Consider the following 16,881-nt stretch of genomic DNA (forward strand, 5'->3'; position numbering starts at 1 on the left):
AAGGCCGAGCGGCCCTGCCGACGCGGATCCCCGGTGCGAGCTCGGCGAGGCCGCAGGCCCGAGCTGTCAGCGTGGCTCGAGATCGGCGTGTTCGGCTGCGGGCGCGCGGACCTCCTCGTCGCGGGCTGGGGCGAACCAGATTGTGTAGAAGGTGATCGCCAGTGCGGCGAAAGCGCCGAGGATCGCGATGCCGAAGGGGACCGGATAGTTCGCCATCGGGAGGGCAAGGTAGCGGATGCACAGGAGCACCCCCGCGAACACGGCGATGCCGAAGGCCACCAGCCGGATCCGCGCGCGGTCCCAGCCCCGGTCCGGGTCACGCAATGCGGACTCGACGGTCAGGCACAGTGTGGCGCCGACGACGAGGTCGATGCCGTAATGCGCGCCGAGGCCGAGCGTCGCGATGAGGGTGCACACCAGCCAGAACGCGCCGCCCCAGCGCAGCCACAGCGGTCCGCGCCTGGAGTGGATGAACAGCGACAGCGCCCACGCAGTGTGCAGTGACGGCATGCAATTACGCGGCGTGATGCCGTCGAACGGCATGGATTCGACCGAAGCCGGTATCGGCGGAACGGTGGCGGGCCACACGTTCGCCAGTTCCATGCCGTGGCCCCACGACCCGAAGGCGAGGATCGGCCCGACGACGGGGAAGACCACGTAGAAGATCGGGCCGATGAGGCCGAGGGTCAGGAACGTGCGCACCAGATGGTGCCGGGGCCACGAACCTGTGGTGACACCGCGCAGCTGCCAGATGGCCACGACGATAGCGGCGACAGGAAGCTCGAAATACACCCAGCGCACCAGGCCCAACGGCACCGGTCCCGCCACGTCGAGGGCGTGGCCGACGAGCCACGACGGACTGCCGAGTGCGCGATCGGCCAGTTGCACATAGGGATCGAGGACTTGCGGGCACGTCCATGCGGTGATGTCCAGCCAGATCTCGCCGACCTTCGTCGCGAGAACGAGCAGCGTGCCGAGCGCGATGGTGTGCAGTGCCGTCCGACGCCGTGTGCCGGTCCACCGCAGTGCGGCGATGACCGCCAGTAGCGTGAGCACGATGGTCGGGCCATTGCCGACGGTGAACGGTCGGCCCTCCAGCGTCCGGATGGTCACGAAGACCAGGTCGAGGGCGACGGCGGCGGCGAGGGCGGTCACGCGGACCCGGGTGGTCACGCCGACCAGCGCGAGCAGGAAGCCCGCCCAGGGTGTCGTCGCGGACTTGGGTGTTCCGGCATAGTCGCGGAAAAGGCTGGTCAGTGGGCCGAGAGCGTGGATATGGGCGGCCACGATCTGGCCTGCGACAAGCACCGATATCGCGGCGACTATGCCGCACCAGACAGCCGTCGATCGACGCTGCTGGAGCCGCGCAAGACCCACCCGCTCGGGAGGTGAGGTCGAACGGCCCTGCGCGTCGTGAATAAGCATTCGGTCATCGTAAACACGATGTGAACACGACCATGCGGGCCGGTTAACGGCATTCGATCTCACGAACGAGCGCGAAAACCCTTGACTGCCTGCCGAAGCCGGTCGCCCCCGAGCGTACCGCGATCCGCGCGGCCATTGTCTCGGTGACCCGAATCACGATCGGACCGGACCGCTTCGATGCACCGGACGCCACGACGCGGTGACCACGGCGGATGCCACTGCCCACGGAAGTATCCGTCGGCAGTGGCCCGCACCGCGCCATCCGGCGCTGCCGTCGGGTGCGCACGGTGACGCGATTCGCGTGCGCTACACGTCGGCGGTGATCAGCTCACGCTCCGGTTCCTCCGACGGACAATCGTCGGGCGGGAGCAGCGGGCGGCGGCGCGTTCGCCGGTACGCCCACTGCAGCAGACCGATTCCGCCGATTCCGGCCACCGCGGTCGCGATGCCGACCTGCCAGCCCGGCGGGGCCCAGGTGAGCGTCAGCTCGGCGTTGTCGGTGCCTGCCGGAATGTCGGCGGCAAGGAAGGTGCGCGCCACCGTGGTCACAGGGATCTCCCTGCCGTTCAAGGTGATTCGGTGGCCGGGCCAGGCGAGCCGCGCAAACACCACACGACCGCCGCGAGCCGAGGTGACGCGGGCATCGCTGCGGAAACTGTCCTGCGAGATCGAGGTGGCGGTGACGTCGCGGGTATCGGCGATCACGCCGTTCTCGGCGGAGATGCGGCCGCTTTCCCGTTCCAGCACCCAGATATAGCGTTCGTGGCCCGGATAGTCGACCCACGTCCAGCCCGATGGCGCGGCGTGGTCGCGGGCGTCGGGATATTGAGCGCGTTGCAGCACCACACGGTCGACCTTCATCAGGTCGACAATCGTTCGGCCGGTGGATGGTTCGGTGGCGAAGGCGCGACGGAACGCGTCAGGGCAGGTGCTGCCGTCCCATGCTATGCACACCAGGTCGCTGAACGCGGCGTGGCCGATGGGGGTGTAGCCGTTGACATAGTGGAGCCCGAGGTTCTTCGCGTAGCTGCCGATGGACAGTGAGCCGTAGGCGCCCGCGAGGTTCTTGTCCTCCGGTCCCACCAGCACGCGGTCGGCGAGTTGCAGTGTGACACCGTCGAAATCGGGGAAGGCGGCGACCATCGCCGAGCGTCGCTCCGGGAAGTTGTAGGACATCGGGGTCGGCGGCGCGCCCTGCACCTGGGCGTAGGCAATCGGGAACATGGCCACGATGGTCAGCACACACGCAGGCGCCGGTCCCCGGGTGCGGGCGAGCCACACCACCGCCGCGCCGATCGCGGCCACCACCGCGACCGCGACGAGATGCCGCACGATGAGCTGCGGAGCGGCCGAGAAGGAACGCACGAGCAGCAGTCCGATGAGGACCCCGGCGGCGATCACGCGCCTGCGCGACGACGCGAAAGTGCCATAGCGGCTGAGCAATACGCATACCAGCACGAGTAATGCCAGGGCGACCATCGGTAACACGCGGGCCGGCCAGCGCAACGGACCGATCGCGCCGGGCCCCGCGGTCCACATCAGCACCGCCGTCGCGAAGAACGCGATCCCACTGAATTCCCGCACCGACTGCCGCGCCGCATGCCAGCCGACGAACGCCAGCGCCGGAATCAGGAACCACGCTATGTAGACCATCGGCAAGGGCTGGATATGTCCCCACCAGGCAGTGAACGCAGGAGCCGTGCTCGGCAGGCTCGCGTTCAGCGACTCCGACCACGGCACCGTCAGGAATGGATCGTTGTTGATCTGGGCGCTGCCGCGCCAGGTCACCTGCGAGGAGAGGATCCCGGGCAGGTTGGCCGCCGCTGCCGCCAGCGCGGCGCATCCTGCCGCGGCGAGCAGCCGCATCGATGGGGCCCAGCGCCGCTGATAGACGACCTCACCGGCGGCGATCGTGACGATCATCAACCCGGATTCGACTGCGGGGAAAGCATATTGGACCGTCAGCGCCAGGTAGAGGAAGACGAAGACCGGGATCGGCCCACTGCCGCCGCGCGTGTAGCGCACCGCGGATGCCCAGGCATGCACCAGCCACGCCGTGGCGGTGTGCGAGGTCACCCAGCTGGCCTCGTCGAAGAACAGGAACCAGCCGCTCAACGGGAACGCGACACCCGCGACCGCCGCCCACGGCGTCCGTGCGCCATAGGCCAGGCAGATCCGAAATACCCCCAGCGCGGCGATGATCGAGAAAATCAGCTTCACCGCCGTGGCGAACACGGCGAGGTTGTCCATCGACGGCGCGAGCAGATAGACCAGCAACTGGGGCGGGTTGTACAGCCCCGCCTCTTCCAGGGCGTAGTTGCCCGCCATCCACTCCCACGGCACCAGCGCGGGAAAGTGCCCCTCGCGCAGCTGCGTGCCGAGCATCACCCACATCGGGGCGTACTGGGCTTCGGTGTCGTCGGTGTAGTAGTGCCGCGCGTCCGCCAGCAGGACCGCCACGTATCCGGCGATCACTCCGACTGCGGTAACCGCCCCCCACTTGTATCTGTCTTTTCGCGCTTCGACAACCGCACTACCGCTCACGAACGTCGGACGCTATTCGAACCGCGTGAACGGGGCAAGGCGAAGAGATGACCGACTGCGTCGGCGTGGTGACACTGTCCGCTGCCGCCGGGCCCTGCGGAGCGGATGACTAGGGGGAATGAGGGTTTCGGCGGCGGGGCCAGGCTGGATTCCTAGCCTGCGGGCAGCCACCGAGTGGTGGTTGTCACGGTAGTCACCCACGCCCTCGACACCAGGCCGCGAAAGACCCTCGGCTGGAGACCCTCTGCCGAGTCCTCAACGATCACCTACGCCCACCTCGACAAGGCGGTGTGGCAATGGCCGCTCGAGCCCGAGCGGCACATCTCTATCACCTTCGCGGAAACGCCTAGTGGCAGATCGGATTGCGGCCTCGATCTCCTATCGAAGGGTGGGGCAGGCAAGTCAAGAGGCGGCTCGTACCCTGACGGCCTTGCGGAAGCGTCCGTGAGTTCGGTCACCGGCAACGTATTCAACCGGGAGGCCTGGGCGAATTGTGGACAGGTCGCCCTCGAATTCGTGCTCGGAGAACCAGATGTCACCAGACTTGTCGGCGATCAATCCGACGAACCAGTAGCCCAGCCACCAGCGGACCACACGCTCGAGATCGGTGTTCGGGCTGTGTGCCGACCTGGCGTGACCGTAGGGGACCAGCACCGCCGGGTCGCTCTCGCTGTACCAGCCCTTGTCGCCGGGGACCAACGGCTGGTCGTCGTGGCCGGGATATGCGGGCCAGATCATGCTGGTGCGGGAGAGGATGTCGTCTTGGATGTGGGTCGCCAGCTGGCAGGCCACCGAATCGGGGGTCACCGCCGGGTCCGGTCCGTAGCCCATCTCGATATCCAGTGCGGGGACGCGGAGGCTGATCCATCCCCCTGCCCGGTCCGCTTTTTCCGTCAGGTGAGCGGGGGCGCTGTGGTCCGTCTGGACGTCATAACCCAACGCTGTCGCAATATCATCCGCGAGGAGTCGCGCCCCCGTCACCGCATTAGAGTTGGTCACACCGTCATTGTGCCACCCCGGTTTACGGGATTCGGCAGCTGTTCAACGGGGTGACGTAGAGGTTGTTGCCGGCCTGGTGTGCAGCTTCGACATGGAAAATGTCTCCAGAGTTGTATCGATCGGTTCCGTCGCGATACCTGCGAAATGCAGAGTGAAGATTGTCGTCCTTGTTGTTCCATTGCGGGCCTTCCGGCGCCCGACTGTTGATGAAGACGGTCCAATCGTAGCGGCCGGGCACATCGGCAGGATTGTTGATGAACCACGCCCAGCTGACGACCCCGATGGGATCGCCGTCGTTCGATGGTCTGGTGTCCACCGTGAGCCTCCCCCACTCCGTCTGAACCTCGTAGTTTCGGCACGGTGGCGCGCTATCAGCGTGCGCCAATTGAGGTTTCGTCAGTGCAACTGCCGACATCACGAGAATTGCTACACCGATGCGATGAAACCATTTTTTCCCAATCATGCTGTCCCCCGTGAATGTTGAGATTCGCCCGTTCGATCCGATTCATCCAAAATTGATCGGTCAGCAGATTGGATGCGCCGGCCCTCCTCATGGTTCCATTTCCCGGTTGTGTCAGTCGTCACATCGGCATCCGCCGTCGCCCCGTCTGAGGGTTGAACCGCTGGTGTCGGGCATGCTGACCGTGGCGGGCTGGGTCCGCCTCGTGGCGCGCGTGTGGGCTGGGCCGCGAGACGCTCGGACAGCGCAACACGGCGGGAAAGGGATCGGGCGGGTTCGCACGGAGTGTCGGAACGCATTTCGGCGAACGCATGGTGCGGGGTGCGGGATTGCTCTAGCGTGCGTACGCCTAGATGAGTGGTCTCGCCGAAGGATGCACCCCGGTGTCCGTTACGGACACCGGGGCGGTGGGTGGTGCGCGAGAGGGGACTTGAACCCCTACGTCCGTGGACACCAGAACCTAAATCTGGCGCGTCTGCCAATTTCGCCACTCGCGCGTGATGGTACGACCGTCCAAAGACTACCGGGCTTGACCGCGATCGCGAAGCTCTGCCCGGGCGTGGCGTACTCGCCGGTAACCCCACCTGGGATTATAACGATTAAGTAACGGACAACATGAGGAGCGCTCATGTTTCCTACGCGTTAGTAACCGAGTGGACCAGCGTGTTCAAACATGAGGGAGGGTCATGTTCCTGGGAATTCTGGTACGGCAGTACATAAATACTCGGTGGTAGAGGAGGGCATGCCGAGCAAACGTGAGGATTTCCTCATGATTTTGTGCCAAGCTCGCCCTTATCAAGCCCATTGGTTGAGGAACACCTGCGCACCGGAGGGAGCGGCGTGTCCGCCTAGGGCATGTCGCCAGGAGAAGGAAGTCGAAGCGCCTTGACGATCAACGAGAGCACCGAAGCCGGGACCGCACGCAGCGCGAAGGTGGCCGCTGCCGCCAAGGCGGGTGGGGCGCGGTCCCCGCTGCTGGATCGTTTGCTCGGCGGCACGCCCTACGCTGTGGCCTTCGGCGGCCAGGGCGCGCAGTGGCTGCGTGAGCTGGAGGAGATCGGCCGCGACAGCGCGCTGGAGCCGGAGCTGACCGCGTTGGTCAACGAGGCGGCCGCGCTGCTGGAACCCGTTGCGGCACAACTGCTCGTGGTGCGGCCGGTCGGTTTCGACCCGGTCGGCTGGATGCTCGAGGACGAGCTCGCCGACGGTGACGAGGGGGAGCCCTCCGCGGCGCCCTCGGAACAGGTGTTGCGCTCGGCCGTGGTGTCCATGCCGGGCGTGTTGCTGACGCAGCTCGCGGCGCTTCGGGCGCTGCGCCTCCAGGGGCTCGATCCGGTCGAGAACGCTCCGGTGGCGGTCATCGGCCATTCCCAGGGCCGCCTCGCCGCGACGGCGGTGGAGACCGGCGGGCAGCGCGACGCCGAACTGCTGGCGATGGCGCAATTGATCGGCGCCGCAGCGGGTTTGGTCGCGCGGCGGCGTGGGCTGATGCCGGTCGGCGAGCGCTCGCCCATGGTCGCGGTGTCGAATGTGGATCCCGAGCAGCTGCGCGCAGTGGTCGCCGAGGTGTCCGAAGGTGTGGAGCCTGCTGCGGCAGCGGTGGTGTCGATCCGCAACGGGCGGCGCAGGGCGGTGCTGTCCGGTACCCCGACCCAACTGGAGCGGGTGCGGCAGCGCTGCGCGCAGATCCACGATGAACAGTCCCGCGAGCGTGATGCGAAGACACGCGGTGGCGCGGTGTTCGCGCCGGTCTTCGAGGACATCGCCGTCGACGTCGCGTTCCATCACCCGGCGCTGGCCGACACGGTGGATCTGGTGGCAGGCTGGGCAACCCAGTGCGGCATCGACGCGGAACTCGCCGGTGCGCTGGCGCAGGAGATCCTGGTCGACCCGATCGATTGGGTCGAGACCGTGGACGGCGTGGTGGCCGCGGGCGCGGAATGGATTCTGGACCTCGGCCCCGGTGATCTGCTCAGCAGGCTCACCGGCGGCTCGCTCAAGGGCACCGGCGTCGGCACCGTCGCGGCCGCGACGCGCGCGGGTCAGCGTGAACTGCTGACGCCCGGCGCCGCACCCGAGGTGGCCGCGCCGTGGACGTCGTTCGCGCCGCGGCCGGTGCGACTGCCCAACGGGCGCATCGTCGTCGAGACCGCGTTCACCAAGCTGACCGGCCGCTCGCCGATTCTGCTCGCGGGCATGACGCCGACCACGGTTGACGCGAAAATCGTTGCGGCGGCCGCGAACGCGGGCCACTGGGCGGAGCTCGCCGGTGGCGGCCAGGTGACCGAGCAGATCTTCGCCGACCGGGTGGCCGAGCTGCAGACGCTGCTGCACCCGGGCCGGTCGGTGCAGTTCAACTCGCTGTTCCTCGACCCGTACCTGTGGAAGCTGCAACTGGGCGGCAAGCGCCTGGTGCAGAAGGCCCGCACGGCGGGTGCGCCCTTCGACGGCGTCATCGTCACCGCGGGCATCCCCGAGCTCGAGGAAGCCGTCGCGCTCATCGAGGAGCTGACCGAGGTCGGCATCTCCCACGTGGCCTTCAAGCCCGGCACGGTGGCCCAGATCCGCGCGGTCCTTCGCATCGCCGACGAGGTGCCGGACTACCCGGTGATCATGCACATCGAGGGCGGCCGCGCCGGCGGACACCACTCCTGGGAAGACCTGGACGACCTGCTGCTCGCGACCTACGCCGAGCTGCGCAACCGCGACAATGTGGTGATCTGCGTCGGCGGCGGCATCGGCACGCCGGAGCGCGCCACCGAGTACCTCACCGGCGAATGGGCGGTGCCGCACGGCTATCCGGTGATGCCGCTGGACGGCGTGCTGGTCGGTACCGCGGCGATGGCGACACTGGAGGCCACCACCGCGCCCGAGGTGAAGCAGTTGCTCGTCGACACCCCAGGCACCCCGGATTGGGTCGGAGCGGGCACCGCCAACGGCGGCATGGCCTCGGGCCGTAGCCAATTGGGCGCCGACATCCACGAGATCGACAACGCGGCCTCGCGTACCGGCCGCCTGCTCGACGAGGTCGCCGGCGACGCCGACGCGGTCGCCGAGCGCCGCGACGAGATCATCGCGGCACTGAACGCCGCGGCCAAGCCGTACTTCGGCGACCTGACCACGATGACCTACCTCGAATGGCTCGAGCGCTACGTGGAGCTCGCGGTCGGCCTCGACCGGCGCAAGGACTTCGACTGCGGCAGCGACCTCGGCGACGCCTTCCTCGAGGCCACCCGCTCGGTGTGGCTGGACATCACCTGGCGCGATCGGTTCGCGGACATGGTGCGGCGCACCGAATCTCGGCTCAACCCGGCCGATCGCGGCGAGATCGAGACGCTGTTCGCCGCCGGCGACGCCTTCGAGAGCCCGGTCGAGGCGCTGTGCACGCTGAAGCAGCGCTACCCCGCCGCCGAGCAGACCCTGCTGCACCCGGCCGATGTGCCGTTCTTCATCTCGCTGTGCAAGACGCCGGGCAAGCCGGTCAACTTCGTCCCGGTCGTCGACGGCGATGTGCGTCGCTGGTGGCGCTCGGATTCGCTGTGGCAGGCGCATGATCCGCGCTACTCGGCCGACCAGGTCTGCGTCATCCCCGGCACGGTGGCCGTCGCGGGCATCACCCGGGTCGACGAGCCGGTCGGCGAGCTGCTCGACCGATTCGAGAAGGACACCGCCTACTCGCTCGTCCGCGCGGGTGTGGTGCCGGTCGCGATCGACGGCCGCCGCACCGCGGGCGTGACCTCCGGGGCCATCGACACGGTGCTCGCCGCTCCGGATGTCGAATGGTCCGGCCGCACCACCATCAACCCCGTGCACCGGCTCGGCGATCTCGCCGAGTGGACCGTCGACGGCAAGGGCGCGCTGCACCCGCCGACCGGCGCGACCCTCGTCGAGACGACAGGGCCGGATGTCGAGGACTCCTACCTCGAGCTCAGCGTGCCGCTGCTGGGGCGCGACGCTGTGCGCATCCGGATCACCGTGCCGGTCACCACCTTCAACGGTGGCGCTCCTGTCGTCACCGAGGCCGACGCCGACGCCGCCATGTCCGCATTGCTCGCGGTCGCCGCGGGGCAGTCGCTGCCGGAGGTGAAGGGCGAGGTCGCACACCTGAATGTGGCGTGGACCCCCGACCTCATCGCCGATCACGCGGGTGTCACCGGCTCCGGCCTGCCCGCAACCCTGAGCACGCTCGGCCGTACCGTTCCCGACGTCCTCGTCGGCGCCTGCTGGCCCGCCGTGTTCGCGGTGCTCGGCGCGGCGCGCAGCGAGTCCGGCGCCAGCGTTATCGAGGGCATGCTCGACCTGGTCCATCTCGACCACCAGGTCGCGCTGGTCGGTGAATTGCCCACCGACACCAGCGTTCTCGTGGTCCGCGCGCGGGCCGGCGAGACCATCGACACCGACCTCGGCCGCGTGGTCGAGGTGCACGTGAAGATCACCGGCATGCTCGACAAGCCCGAAACCGGGATGTCCATGCCGACCCTCGCGACGCTCACCGAACGCTTCGCCATCCGCGGCCGCAACGGCGCGGGCGAGCTGACCGACCCGCCGCGCGCCGCGGGCACGTTGTCCGACGCGGCCACCGACACCCCGCGCAGGCGCCGCCGCGACGTCACGATGGTGGCGCCGCGCGCCATGCATGCCTTCGCGGCGGTCTCCGGCGACCACAACCCCATCCACACCAGCGCCGCCGCCGCCAAGCTCGCCGGCCTCGGCAGCCCGATCGTGCACGGCATGTGGCTCTCGGCCGCCGCGCAGCACGCGGTGTCGGCGCTCGATCCGTCGGCCCCCGTGCCTGCCAGGACGCTGACGGCGTGGACCACCCGGTTCCTCGGCATGGTGCGTCCCGGTGCGGAGATCGACGTGCGGGTCGAGCGGATCGCCGTCGACGCGGGCAGCGAGATCGTCGAGGTGTCCTGCCGGACCGACGGCGACCTGGTGATGACCGCGACCGGTCGCACCGCGGGGCCCAAGACCGTCTACGCCTTCCCGGGCCAGGGCATTCAGCGCAAGGGCATGGGCCTGGACGCCCGCGCCCGCTCCAAGGCCGCCAAGGACATCTGGGAGCGCGCTGACAAGCACACCCGTGCGGCGCTCGGCTTCTCGATCCTCGCGGTCGTGCGCGACAACCCGACCTACCTCAAGGCGCGCGGTGTCGAACACCGCCACCCGGACGGCGTGCTGCACCTGACCCAGTTCACGCAGGTCGCGATGGCAGTGCTCGGTGTCGCCCAGGTCGCCGAGCTGCGGGAGGCGGGGGCCTACGTCGAAGGAGCCATGCTGGCCGGACATTCGGTCGGCGAGTACAACGCCCTCGCGGCGGTCGCGGGCGTGCTGCCGCTGGAGGCGGTGCTCGAGGTCGTCTTCCAGCGCGGTTCCGCCATGCACGAGCTGGTGCCGCGTGATGCGCAGGGCCGCAGCGACTACCGGATGGCCGCCATCCGGCCCTCGCAGATCGGGCTGCCCGATGACGAGGTCGTCGGCTTCGTCTCCGGCATCGGTGCGCAGACCGGTGAGTTCCTCGAGGTCGTCAACCTGAACCTGCGCGGCTCGCAGTACGCGATCGCAGGCACCGTCGCGGGTCTCGAAGCCCTCGAGACCGAAATCGACCGGCGCCGTGCGGAATTCGGCGGCAAGCGCGCGTTCATCCTGGTGCCCGGTATCGACGTGCCGTTCCACTCCACCGTGTTGCGCGAGGGCGTGCCCGAGTTCCGGCAGAAGCTCGAGCAGCTGCTGCCCGAGGACCTGCACCCGGAAGTCCTGCTCGGGCGCTACATTCCGAACCTGGTGCCCAAGCCGTTCTCGCTGGAGCGCGCTTTTGTCCAGGAGATCGCGGATCTGGTGCCCTCCGAGCCGCTCGCCGCGGTGCTCGCCGACTTCGACAGCTGGGCGGCGCGGCCGACCGAGCTCTGCCGGGTGGTGCTGATCGAGCTGCTCGCGTGGCAGTTCGCCAGCCCGGTCCGCTGGATCGAAACTCAGGACCTGCTGTTCACCGATGTCGCACACGGCGGTCTCGGTGTGGAGCGCTTCGTCGAGATCGGCCTCGGCGCCACCCCGACGGTGGCGAATCTAGCCAGTCAGACACTGAAGCTGCCTGCCTTCGCCACCGCCACCGTGGAGGTGCTCAACATCGAGCGCGAGGCCGGGGTCGTCTACTCGGCCGACACCGATCCCGCGCCCGCCGACGAACCCGCCGACGAGCCGACCGCATCCGCGCCTGCGGCCACTGCCGCGGTCGCCGCGCCGGTCGCTGTGCCCGCGCCGAGCTCGGGTGGCCCGCGTCCGGACGACATCGCCTTCAGCGCGGCCGACGCCACCCGTGTGCTCATCGCGCTGTGGACGAAGCTGCGGCTGGACCAGATCGGCCCGGTCGACACCATCGAGGGTCTGTGCGACGGTGTTTCCTCCCGGCGTAACCAGCTGCTCGTCGACCTCGGTTCGGAGCTGTCGCTCGGCGCCATCGACGGCGCGGCGGACGCCGATATGGGTGCGCTGTCCGCGACGGTCGAGCGCCTGGCCCGCACCTACAAGCCGTTCGGCTCGGTGCTGTCGGATTCCATCGGCGACCACCTGCGCAAGGTGTTCGGCCCGTCCGGTAAGCGGCCCGCCGCGATCGCCGAACGCGTCAAGAAGGTCTGGGAGCTCGGCGACGGCTGGGCCAACCATGTGACCGCCGAGGTATCGCTCGGTACCCGCGAGGGCGCCAGCGTGCGCGGCGGTGAGCTCGGCGGGCTGGTGTCCGGTGCGCTGAGCGACGCGGCGTCGGTCGACGCGGCCATCGACTCCGCGGTCCAGGCCGTCGCGGCCCGGCGCGGTGTCGCGGTGTCGCTGCCCAGCGCGGGCGGCGGTGGCGGCGCCACGGTCGACGCGGCCGCACTCGGCGAGTTCACCGAGCAGATCACCGGGCGCGACGGCGTGCTGGCGACGGCCGCGCGGGTGGTGCTCGAGCAGCTCGGCCTGACCGAACAGGTCTCCGCGCCGGAGGCGAGCGACGATTCGCTGGTCGACCTGGTCTCGGCGGAGCTCGGTTCGGACTGGCCACGCCTGGTCGCCCCGGCCTTCGACGCGCGCAAGGCGGTGCTGATCGACGACCGCTGGGCCACCGCACGCGAGGACCTGGCGAAGCTGTGGCTGCTCGATGACGCAGGCTCGGGCGAGGGTCCGGTCGTCGGATTCCTCGGTGCCGGCGAAGCTGTTGCCGCACAGGCGAACTGGTGGCGTGATCGGGCCAAGCACGAGGCGCGCTCGGTGCTCGCGCGGCTGTACGAGCGCATTGCCGAGGCCGCGCTGAGCACCGAAGAGCCCGGCCTGTGGTCGTCGGACATCGCCGTGATCACCGGTGCGAGCAAGGGATCCATCGCGGCCTCGGTCGCCGGACGGCTGCTCGGCGGCGGCGCGACCGTCGTCGTCACCACCTCCGGCCTGAACGACGAGCGGCTCGGCTTCTACCGGAAGCTGCACCGTGAGAACGCCAGGCACGGTGCGGCCCTGTGGGTCGTCCCGGCGAACATGGCCTCCTACCAGGACATCGACGCACTGATCGACTGGGTCGGCACTGAGCAGGTCGACAACGCGGGCGGCGCGAAGATCAAGACCAAGGACGCCATGACGCCGACCCTGCTGCTACCGTTCGCGGCGCCGCGGGTGGCCGGTGACCTCGCCGACGCGGGGGCCCGCGCCGAAATGGAGATGCGTGTCCTGCTCTGGTCGGTGGAGAAGCTCATCGGCGGGCTGTCCAAGCTCGGCGCCGACCACGACGTCGACGCGAAACTGCATGTGGTGCTTCCGGGCTCGCCCAACCGCGGCATGTTCGGCGGTGACGGCGCCTACGGCGAGTCCAAGGCGGCGCTCGACGCGGTCGTCGCCAAGTGGCGGGCCGAGAAGTCGTGGTCGGCGCGGGTCACCCTGGTGCACGCGCTGATCGGCTGGGTGCGCGGCACCGGGCTGATGGGCCACAACGATCCGATGGTCGAGGCGGTCGAAAAGGCCGGAGTGCAAACCTGGTCCACCGCGGAGATGGCCGACGAGCTGCTCAAGTGGTGCACCTCGCGGGCCCGTCAGGTGACCGTGGCCGGCCCCCAGCAGATCGACCTGACCGGCGGACTCGCGCGGGCCAAGCTCGACCTGCCCGCGCTGGCCAAGCAGGCGCAGGAGGCCGCTGAAGCGACGACCGACGAGGCCGGCTCGGCCGCGACCATCGCCGCGTTGCCTTCGCCGCCGACCATGACCTCGGCCCTGCCGGTGCCCGAATGGGGCACTGTCACCGCCGATCTCGCCGACATGGTGGTCATCGTCGGCGCCGGCGAGCTCGGCCCGTACGGGTCCTCGCGCACCCGCTTCGAGATGGAAGTCGAGGACGAGCTCTCGGCCGCGGGCGTGCTGGAGCTCGCCTGGACCACCGGCATGGTCAGCTGGGAGAACGATCCCAAGCCCGGCTGGTACGACGCCGAATCCGGTGACTATGTGCCCGAATCCGAGCTGGCCGAGAAGTACCACGACGCGGTGGTCGCCCGCTGCGGCGTGCGCCGCTACGGCGACGACGGCGCCATGGTCGATAACACCGCGCCGCTGATGACGTCGGTGTTCCTCGACCAGGATCTGTCGTTCACCGTCGGCAGCGAGGCCGAGGCCCGCTCCTTCCATGCCGCCGACCCCGAGCACACGGTGATCGTGCCCGCGCCGGAATCCGGCGACTGGACCGTTACCCGCAAGGCGGGCACCGAGATCCGGGTGCCGCGCCGGGCGAAGATCTCGCGGACCGTCGGCGGTCAGATCCCCACCGGCTGGGATCCGACCATCTGGGGCATCTCGGCCGATATGGCGAGCTCGGTGGACCGGGTGGCGCTGTGGAACATCGTCACCACCGTCGATGCGTTCATCAGTTCGGGGTTCAGCCCGGTCGAACTGATGCGCTGGGTGCACCCGTCGATGGTGGCCAACACCCAGGGCACCGGTATGGGCGGCATGTCCGCGATGCGCTCGCTGTACATCGACTCGCTGCTCGGCGAGCCGACGCCGAACGACATCCTGCAGGAAGCCCTGCCGAATGTGGCACTGGCGCACGTGGTTCAGTCCTACGTCGGCAGCTACGGCGCGATGGTGCACCCGGTGGCGGCCTGCGCGACCGCCGCGGTGTCGGTCGAGGAAGGCGTCGACAAGATCCGGCTCGGCAAGGCCGAACTGGTGGTGGCCGGCGGCTTCGACGATCTCGGTATCGAGGGCATCAAGGGTTTCGGTGACATGTCCGCGACCGCCGATTCGGCGGCCATGAGCGCCAAGGGCATCAGCGACAGGTACTTCTCCCGCGCCAACGACCGTCGGCGTGGTGGGTTCGTGGAATCGCAGGGCGGTGGCACCGTGCTGCTCGCCCGCGGTGACGTGGCGGTGGAGATGGGCCTTCCTGTCCTCGGCGTGGTGGCCTGGGCACAGTCCTTCGGCGACGGTGTGCACACCTCGATTCCGGCACCGGGCCTCGGCGCGCTCGGCGCGGGCCGCGGCGGCCGGGAATCCCGGTTCGCCACCGAGCTGCGCAAGCTCGGCGTCGGTCCCGACGACATCGCGGTGATCTCCAAGCACGACACCTCGACCGCGGCCAACGATCCCAACGAGTCCGAGCTGCACGAGCGGCTTGCCGATGCGATCGGTCGTTCGGCGGGCGCACCGCTGTTCGTCGTCTCGCAGAAGAGCCTGACCGGGCACGCCAAGGGCGGCGCGGCGGCCTTCCAGCTCATCGGCCTGTGCCAGGTGCTCGAGCAGGGCGTCATTCCGCCGAACCGCAGCCTGGATTGTGTCGACGACAAGATGCAGGCCTACCCGCACCTGGTGTGGGCGCGCGAACCGCTGCGCTTCGGCGACCGGTTCCCGCTCAAGGCCGGTCTGGTCACCTCACTCGGCTTCGGACACGTGTCGGGTCTGCTCGCGGTGGTGCATCCCGAGGCGTTCGTCCAGGCGATCGAGCCGGGTCAGCGTGCGGAGTACCAGCGTCGGGCGCAGGAGCGGCAGCTCGCGGGACGGCAGCGGTTCACCGAGGCCATGTGTGGTGGCGCCGCGCTGTACGAGCGGCCCGCCGATCGGCGCCTCGGCGCAGAGGGCACGCCCGCCAAGCAGATTCGGCAGCTGGAGGCCGATGTGTTGTTGTCCGCGGATGCGCGCCTGGCGGCCGACGGCACGTACCGTGCCGACGGCTGGGGCTGCAATACCGGTCAGGTCGCGGATGATTCGCGCGCGGCCGGGCGCGCGGGGTCGTAGGCTTCGCCCCTGTGACGATCCTCGGTATCGGCCTGGACTTGGTAACCATCTCCGAGTTCTCCGAACAGCTACAAAGGTCCGGAACCACCATGCTCCGGGAGAGTTTCACCGCGGGTGAGCGGCGCTACTGCCAGGGCAAGGGAACCGACCCCGCTCGCAGTTACGCGGCACGGTGGGCGGCGAAAGAGGCGGTGCTCAAGGCATGGGCATCGTCTCGGTTCGCCCGCCGCCCGCAGATCGGGGACAACCCCTACCCCCTGATCGAAGTAGTCAACGACGCGTGGGGCAGGCCGAGCATCAAGCTGCACGGCCTCGCCGCCGAATTCCTGCCTCGCGTAAGGGTTCACCTGTCGCTGACCCACGACGGCGACACCGCCGCCGCCATGGTCGTCCTGGAAGACCCTGGCGAACTGGCAGATCTCATCGATGGCCGCGAGGCGAGCGGCTAGTCGTGTTATCCCGCTCCGCTAGCGCTCGCTGGCGGAGCGGGATTCTTTTTCGGCGACGAGCAGGTAGGCGACCATCAGTCGCTTGAGCTCGGAGACGGCCTCGGCGTGGCTTTGCTCGTCCTGAACGGAGAAGTTCAGCATCGAGTAGACGACGTGCACGAGCACCTCGGCCATCATGGAGCGCCGCGATCGCGGGGTGCGCGGGGTCAGCGGCCGCAGCATCCGGGAGATGACTTCGGCGAATTCCTTCTCGTGAATCGCACCGGTGGCCCGCGTCGACGGTGTCGACTGCATGGCGAGCCAGACCTCGCGCCGCGACGGGTCGGTCATCCACAGGTTGGCCAAATGGTCGACGAACTGGTTCATGTGCCGCAACCAGTCCAGAGACGGAATCTCGCCGTGGAAATCGGCTAGTTCCTGGGAAACGGCAACGAGGTCTTGGCGATTCAGCTCGCAGACGATGACATATTTGTTGGCGAAGAACTGATACAGCGTGCCGATCGGCACCTCGGCCCGCGCCGCCACCTCTTCACAGGTGAACGATTCGAACCCGACCTCGACGAGCAGTTCACGAGACGCCTGCAACAGCGCGTCGAACTTGCGTTTGCTGCGTTCCTGCGTCGGTCGACGCCGCGGCATGAGCTCCTGTGGGTCGTCCTGCAGGTCCAGCGCAGGGTCCAGACGTCGCTTAGGGCTGGCCTCCGTGCGTACATCCACGTATCCAGGCTAGCGGTAGGGACACACGTGCGACACGCGCAC

The 16,881-nt window shown here is 68.7% G+C and carries 7 protein-coding genes and 1 tRNA gene; 2 read left to right on the forward strand and 6 right to left on the reverse strand.

Going from position 1 to position 16,881, the window contains the following annotated elements:
- Nucleotides 1-66: 66 nt before the first annotated feature.
- The 5 genes from ACFU4Z_RS27860 to ACFU4Z_RS27880 form a co-directional block, all read right to left on the reverse strand.
- Entirely contained in the window at nucleotides 67-1,425 is a 1,359-nt protein-coding gene (locus ACFU4Z_RS27860) for a DUF5933 domain-containing protein (RefSeq protein WP_379068346.1), read from the reverse strand.
- A 306-nt stretch (nucleotides 1,426-1,731) separates the two neighbouring features.
- Nucleotides 1,732-3,969 (reverse strand): hypothetical protein, encoded by a 2,238-nt coding sequence (locus tag ACFU4Z_RS27865; RefSeq protein ID WP_379068349.1) that lies wholly within the window; start codon nucleotides 3,967-3,969, stop codon nucleotides 1,732-1,734.
- A 402-nt stretch (nucleotides 3,970-4,371) separates the two neighbouring features.
- Nucleotides 4,372-4,968: a hypothetical protein gene (locus ACFU4Z_RS27870; protein WP_379068352.1), complete on the reverse strand. Its 597-nt coding sequence runs from the start codon at nucleotides 4,966-4,968 to the stop codon at nucleotides 4,372-4,374.
- A gap of 22 nt (nucleotides 4,969-4,990) precedes the next feature.
- Nucleotides 4,991-5,431, reverse strand: coding sequence for a hypothetical protein (locus ACFU4Z_RS27875; protein ID WP_379068355.1), 441 nt, complete (start codon nucleotides 5,429-5,431; stop codon nucleotides 4,991-4,993).
- Nucleotides 5,432-5,840: 409 nt separating this feature from the next.
- A tRNA-Leu gene (locus tag ACFU4Z_RS27880) sits at nucleotides 5,841-5,925 on the reverse strand.
- Nucleotides 5,926-6,313: 388 nt separating this feature from the next.
- On the opposite strand from ACFU4Z_RS27880, the gene ACFU4Z_RS27885 reads away from it, so the two are divergent.
- Both ACFU4Z_RS27885 and ACFU4Z_RS27890 read left to right on the forward strand, forming a co-directional pair.
- Nucleotides 6,314-15,673 carry a fatty acid synthase subunit beta domain-containing protein gene (locus tag ACFU4Z_RS27885; RefSeq protein ID WP_379068358.1) on the forward strand — a complete coding sequence of 3,120 codons (9,360 nt, stop codon included), beginning with the start codon at nucleotides 6,314-6,316 and terminating at the stop codon, nucleotides 15,671-15,673.
- A gap of 11 nt (nucleotides 15,674-15,684) precedes the next feature.
- Nucleotides 15,685-16,122: a holo-ACP synthase gene (locus ACFU4Z_RS27890; RefSeq protein WP_379068361.1), complete on the forward strand. Its 438-nt coding sequence runs from the start codon at nucleotides 15,685-15,687 to the stop codon at nucleotides 16,120-16,122.
- A gap of 18 nt (nucleotides 16,123-16,140) precedes the next feature.
- On the opposite strand, the gene ACFU4Z_RS27895 is transcribed toward ACFU4Z_RS27890, so the two are convergent.
- A complete protein-coding gene (locus ACFU4Z_RS27895; protein WP_328412790.1) occupies nucleotides 16,141-16,761 on the reverse strand; it encodes a TetR/AcrR family transcriptional regulator in 621 nt (206 codons plus the stop codon).
- Nucleotides 16,762-16,881 lie beyond the last annotated feature (120 nt).

The sequence above is a fragment of the Nocardia sp. NPDC057440 genome, from assembly GCF_042802915.1.
In the GTDB taxonomy this organism is placed as follows: Bacteria; Actinomycetota; Actinomycetes; order Mycobacteriales; family Mycobacteriaceae; genus Nocardia.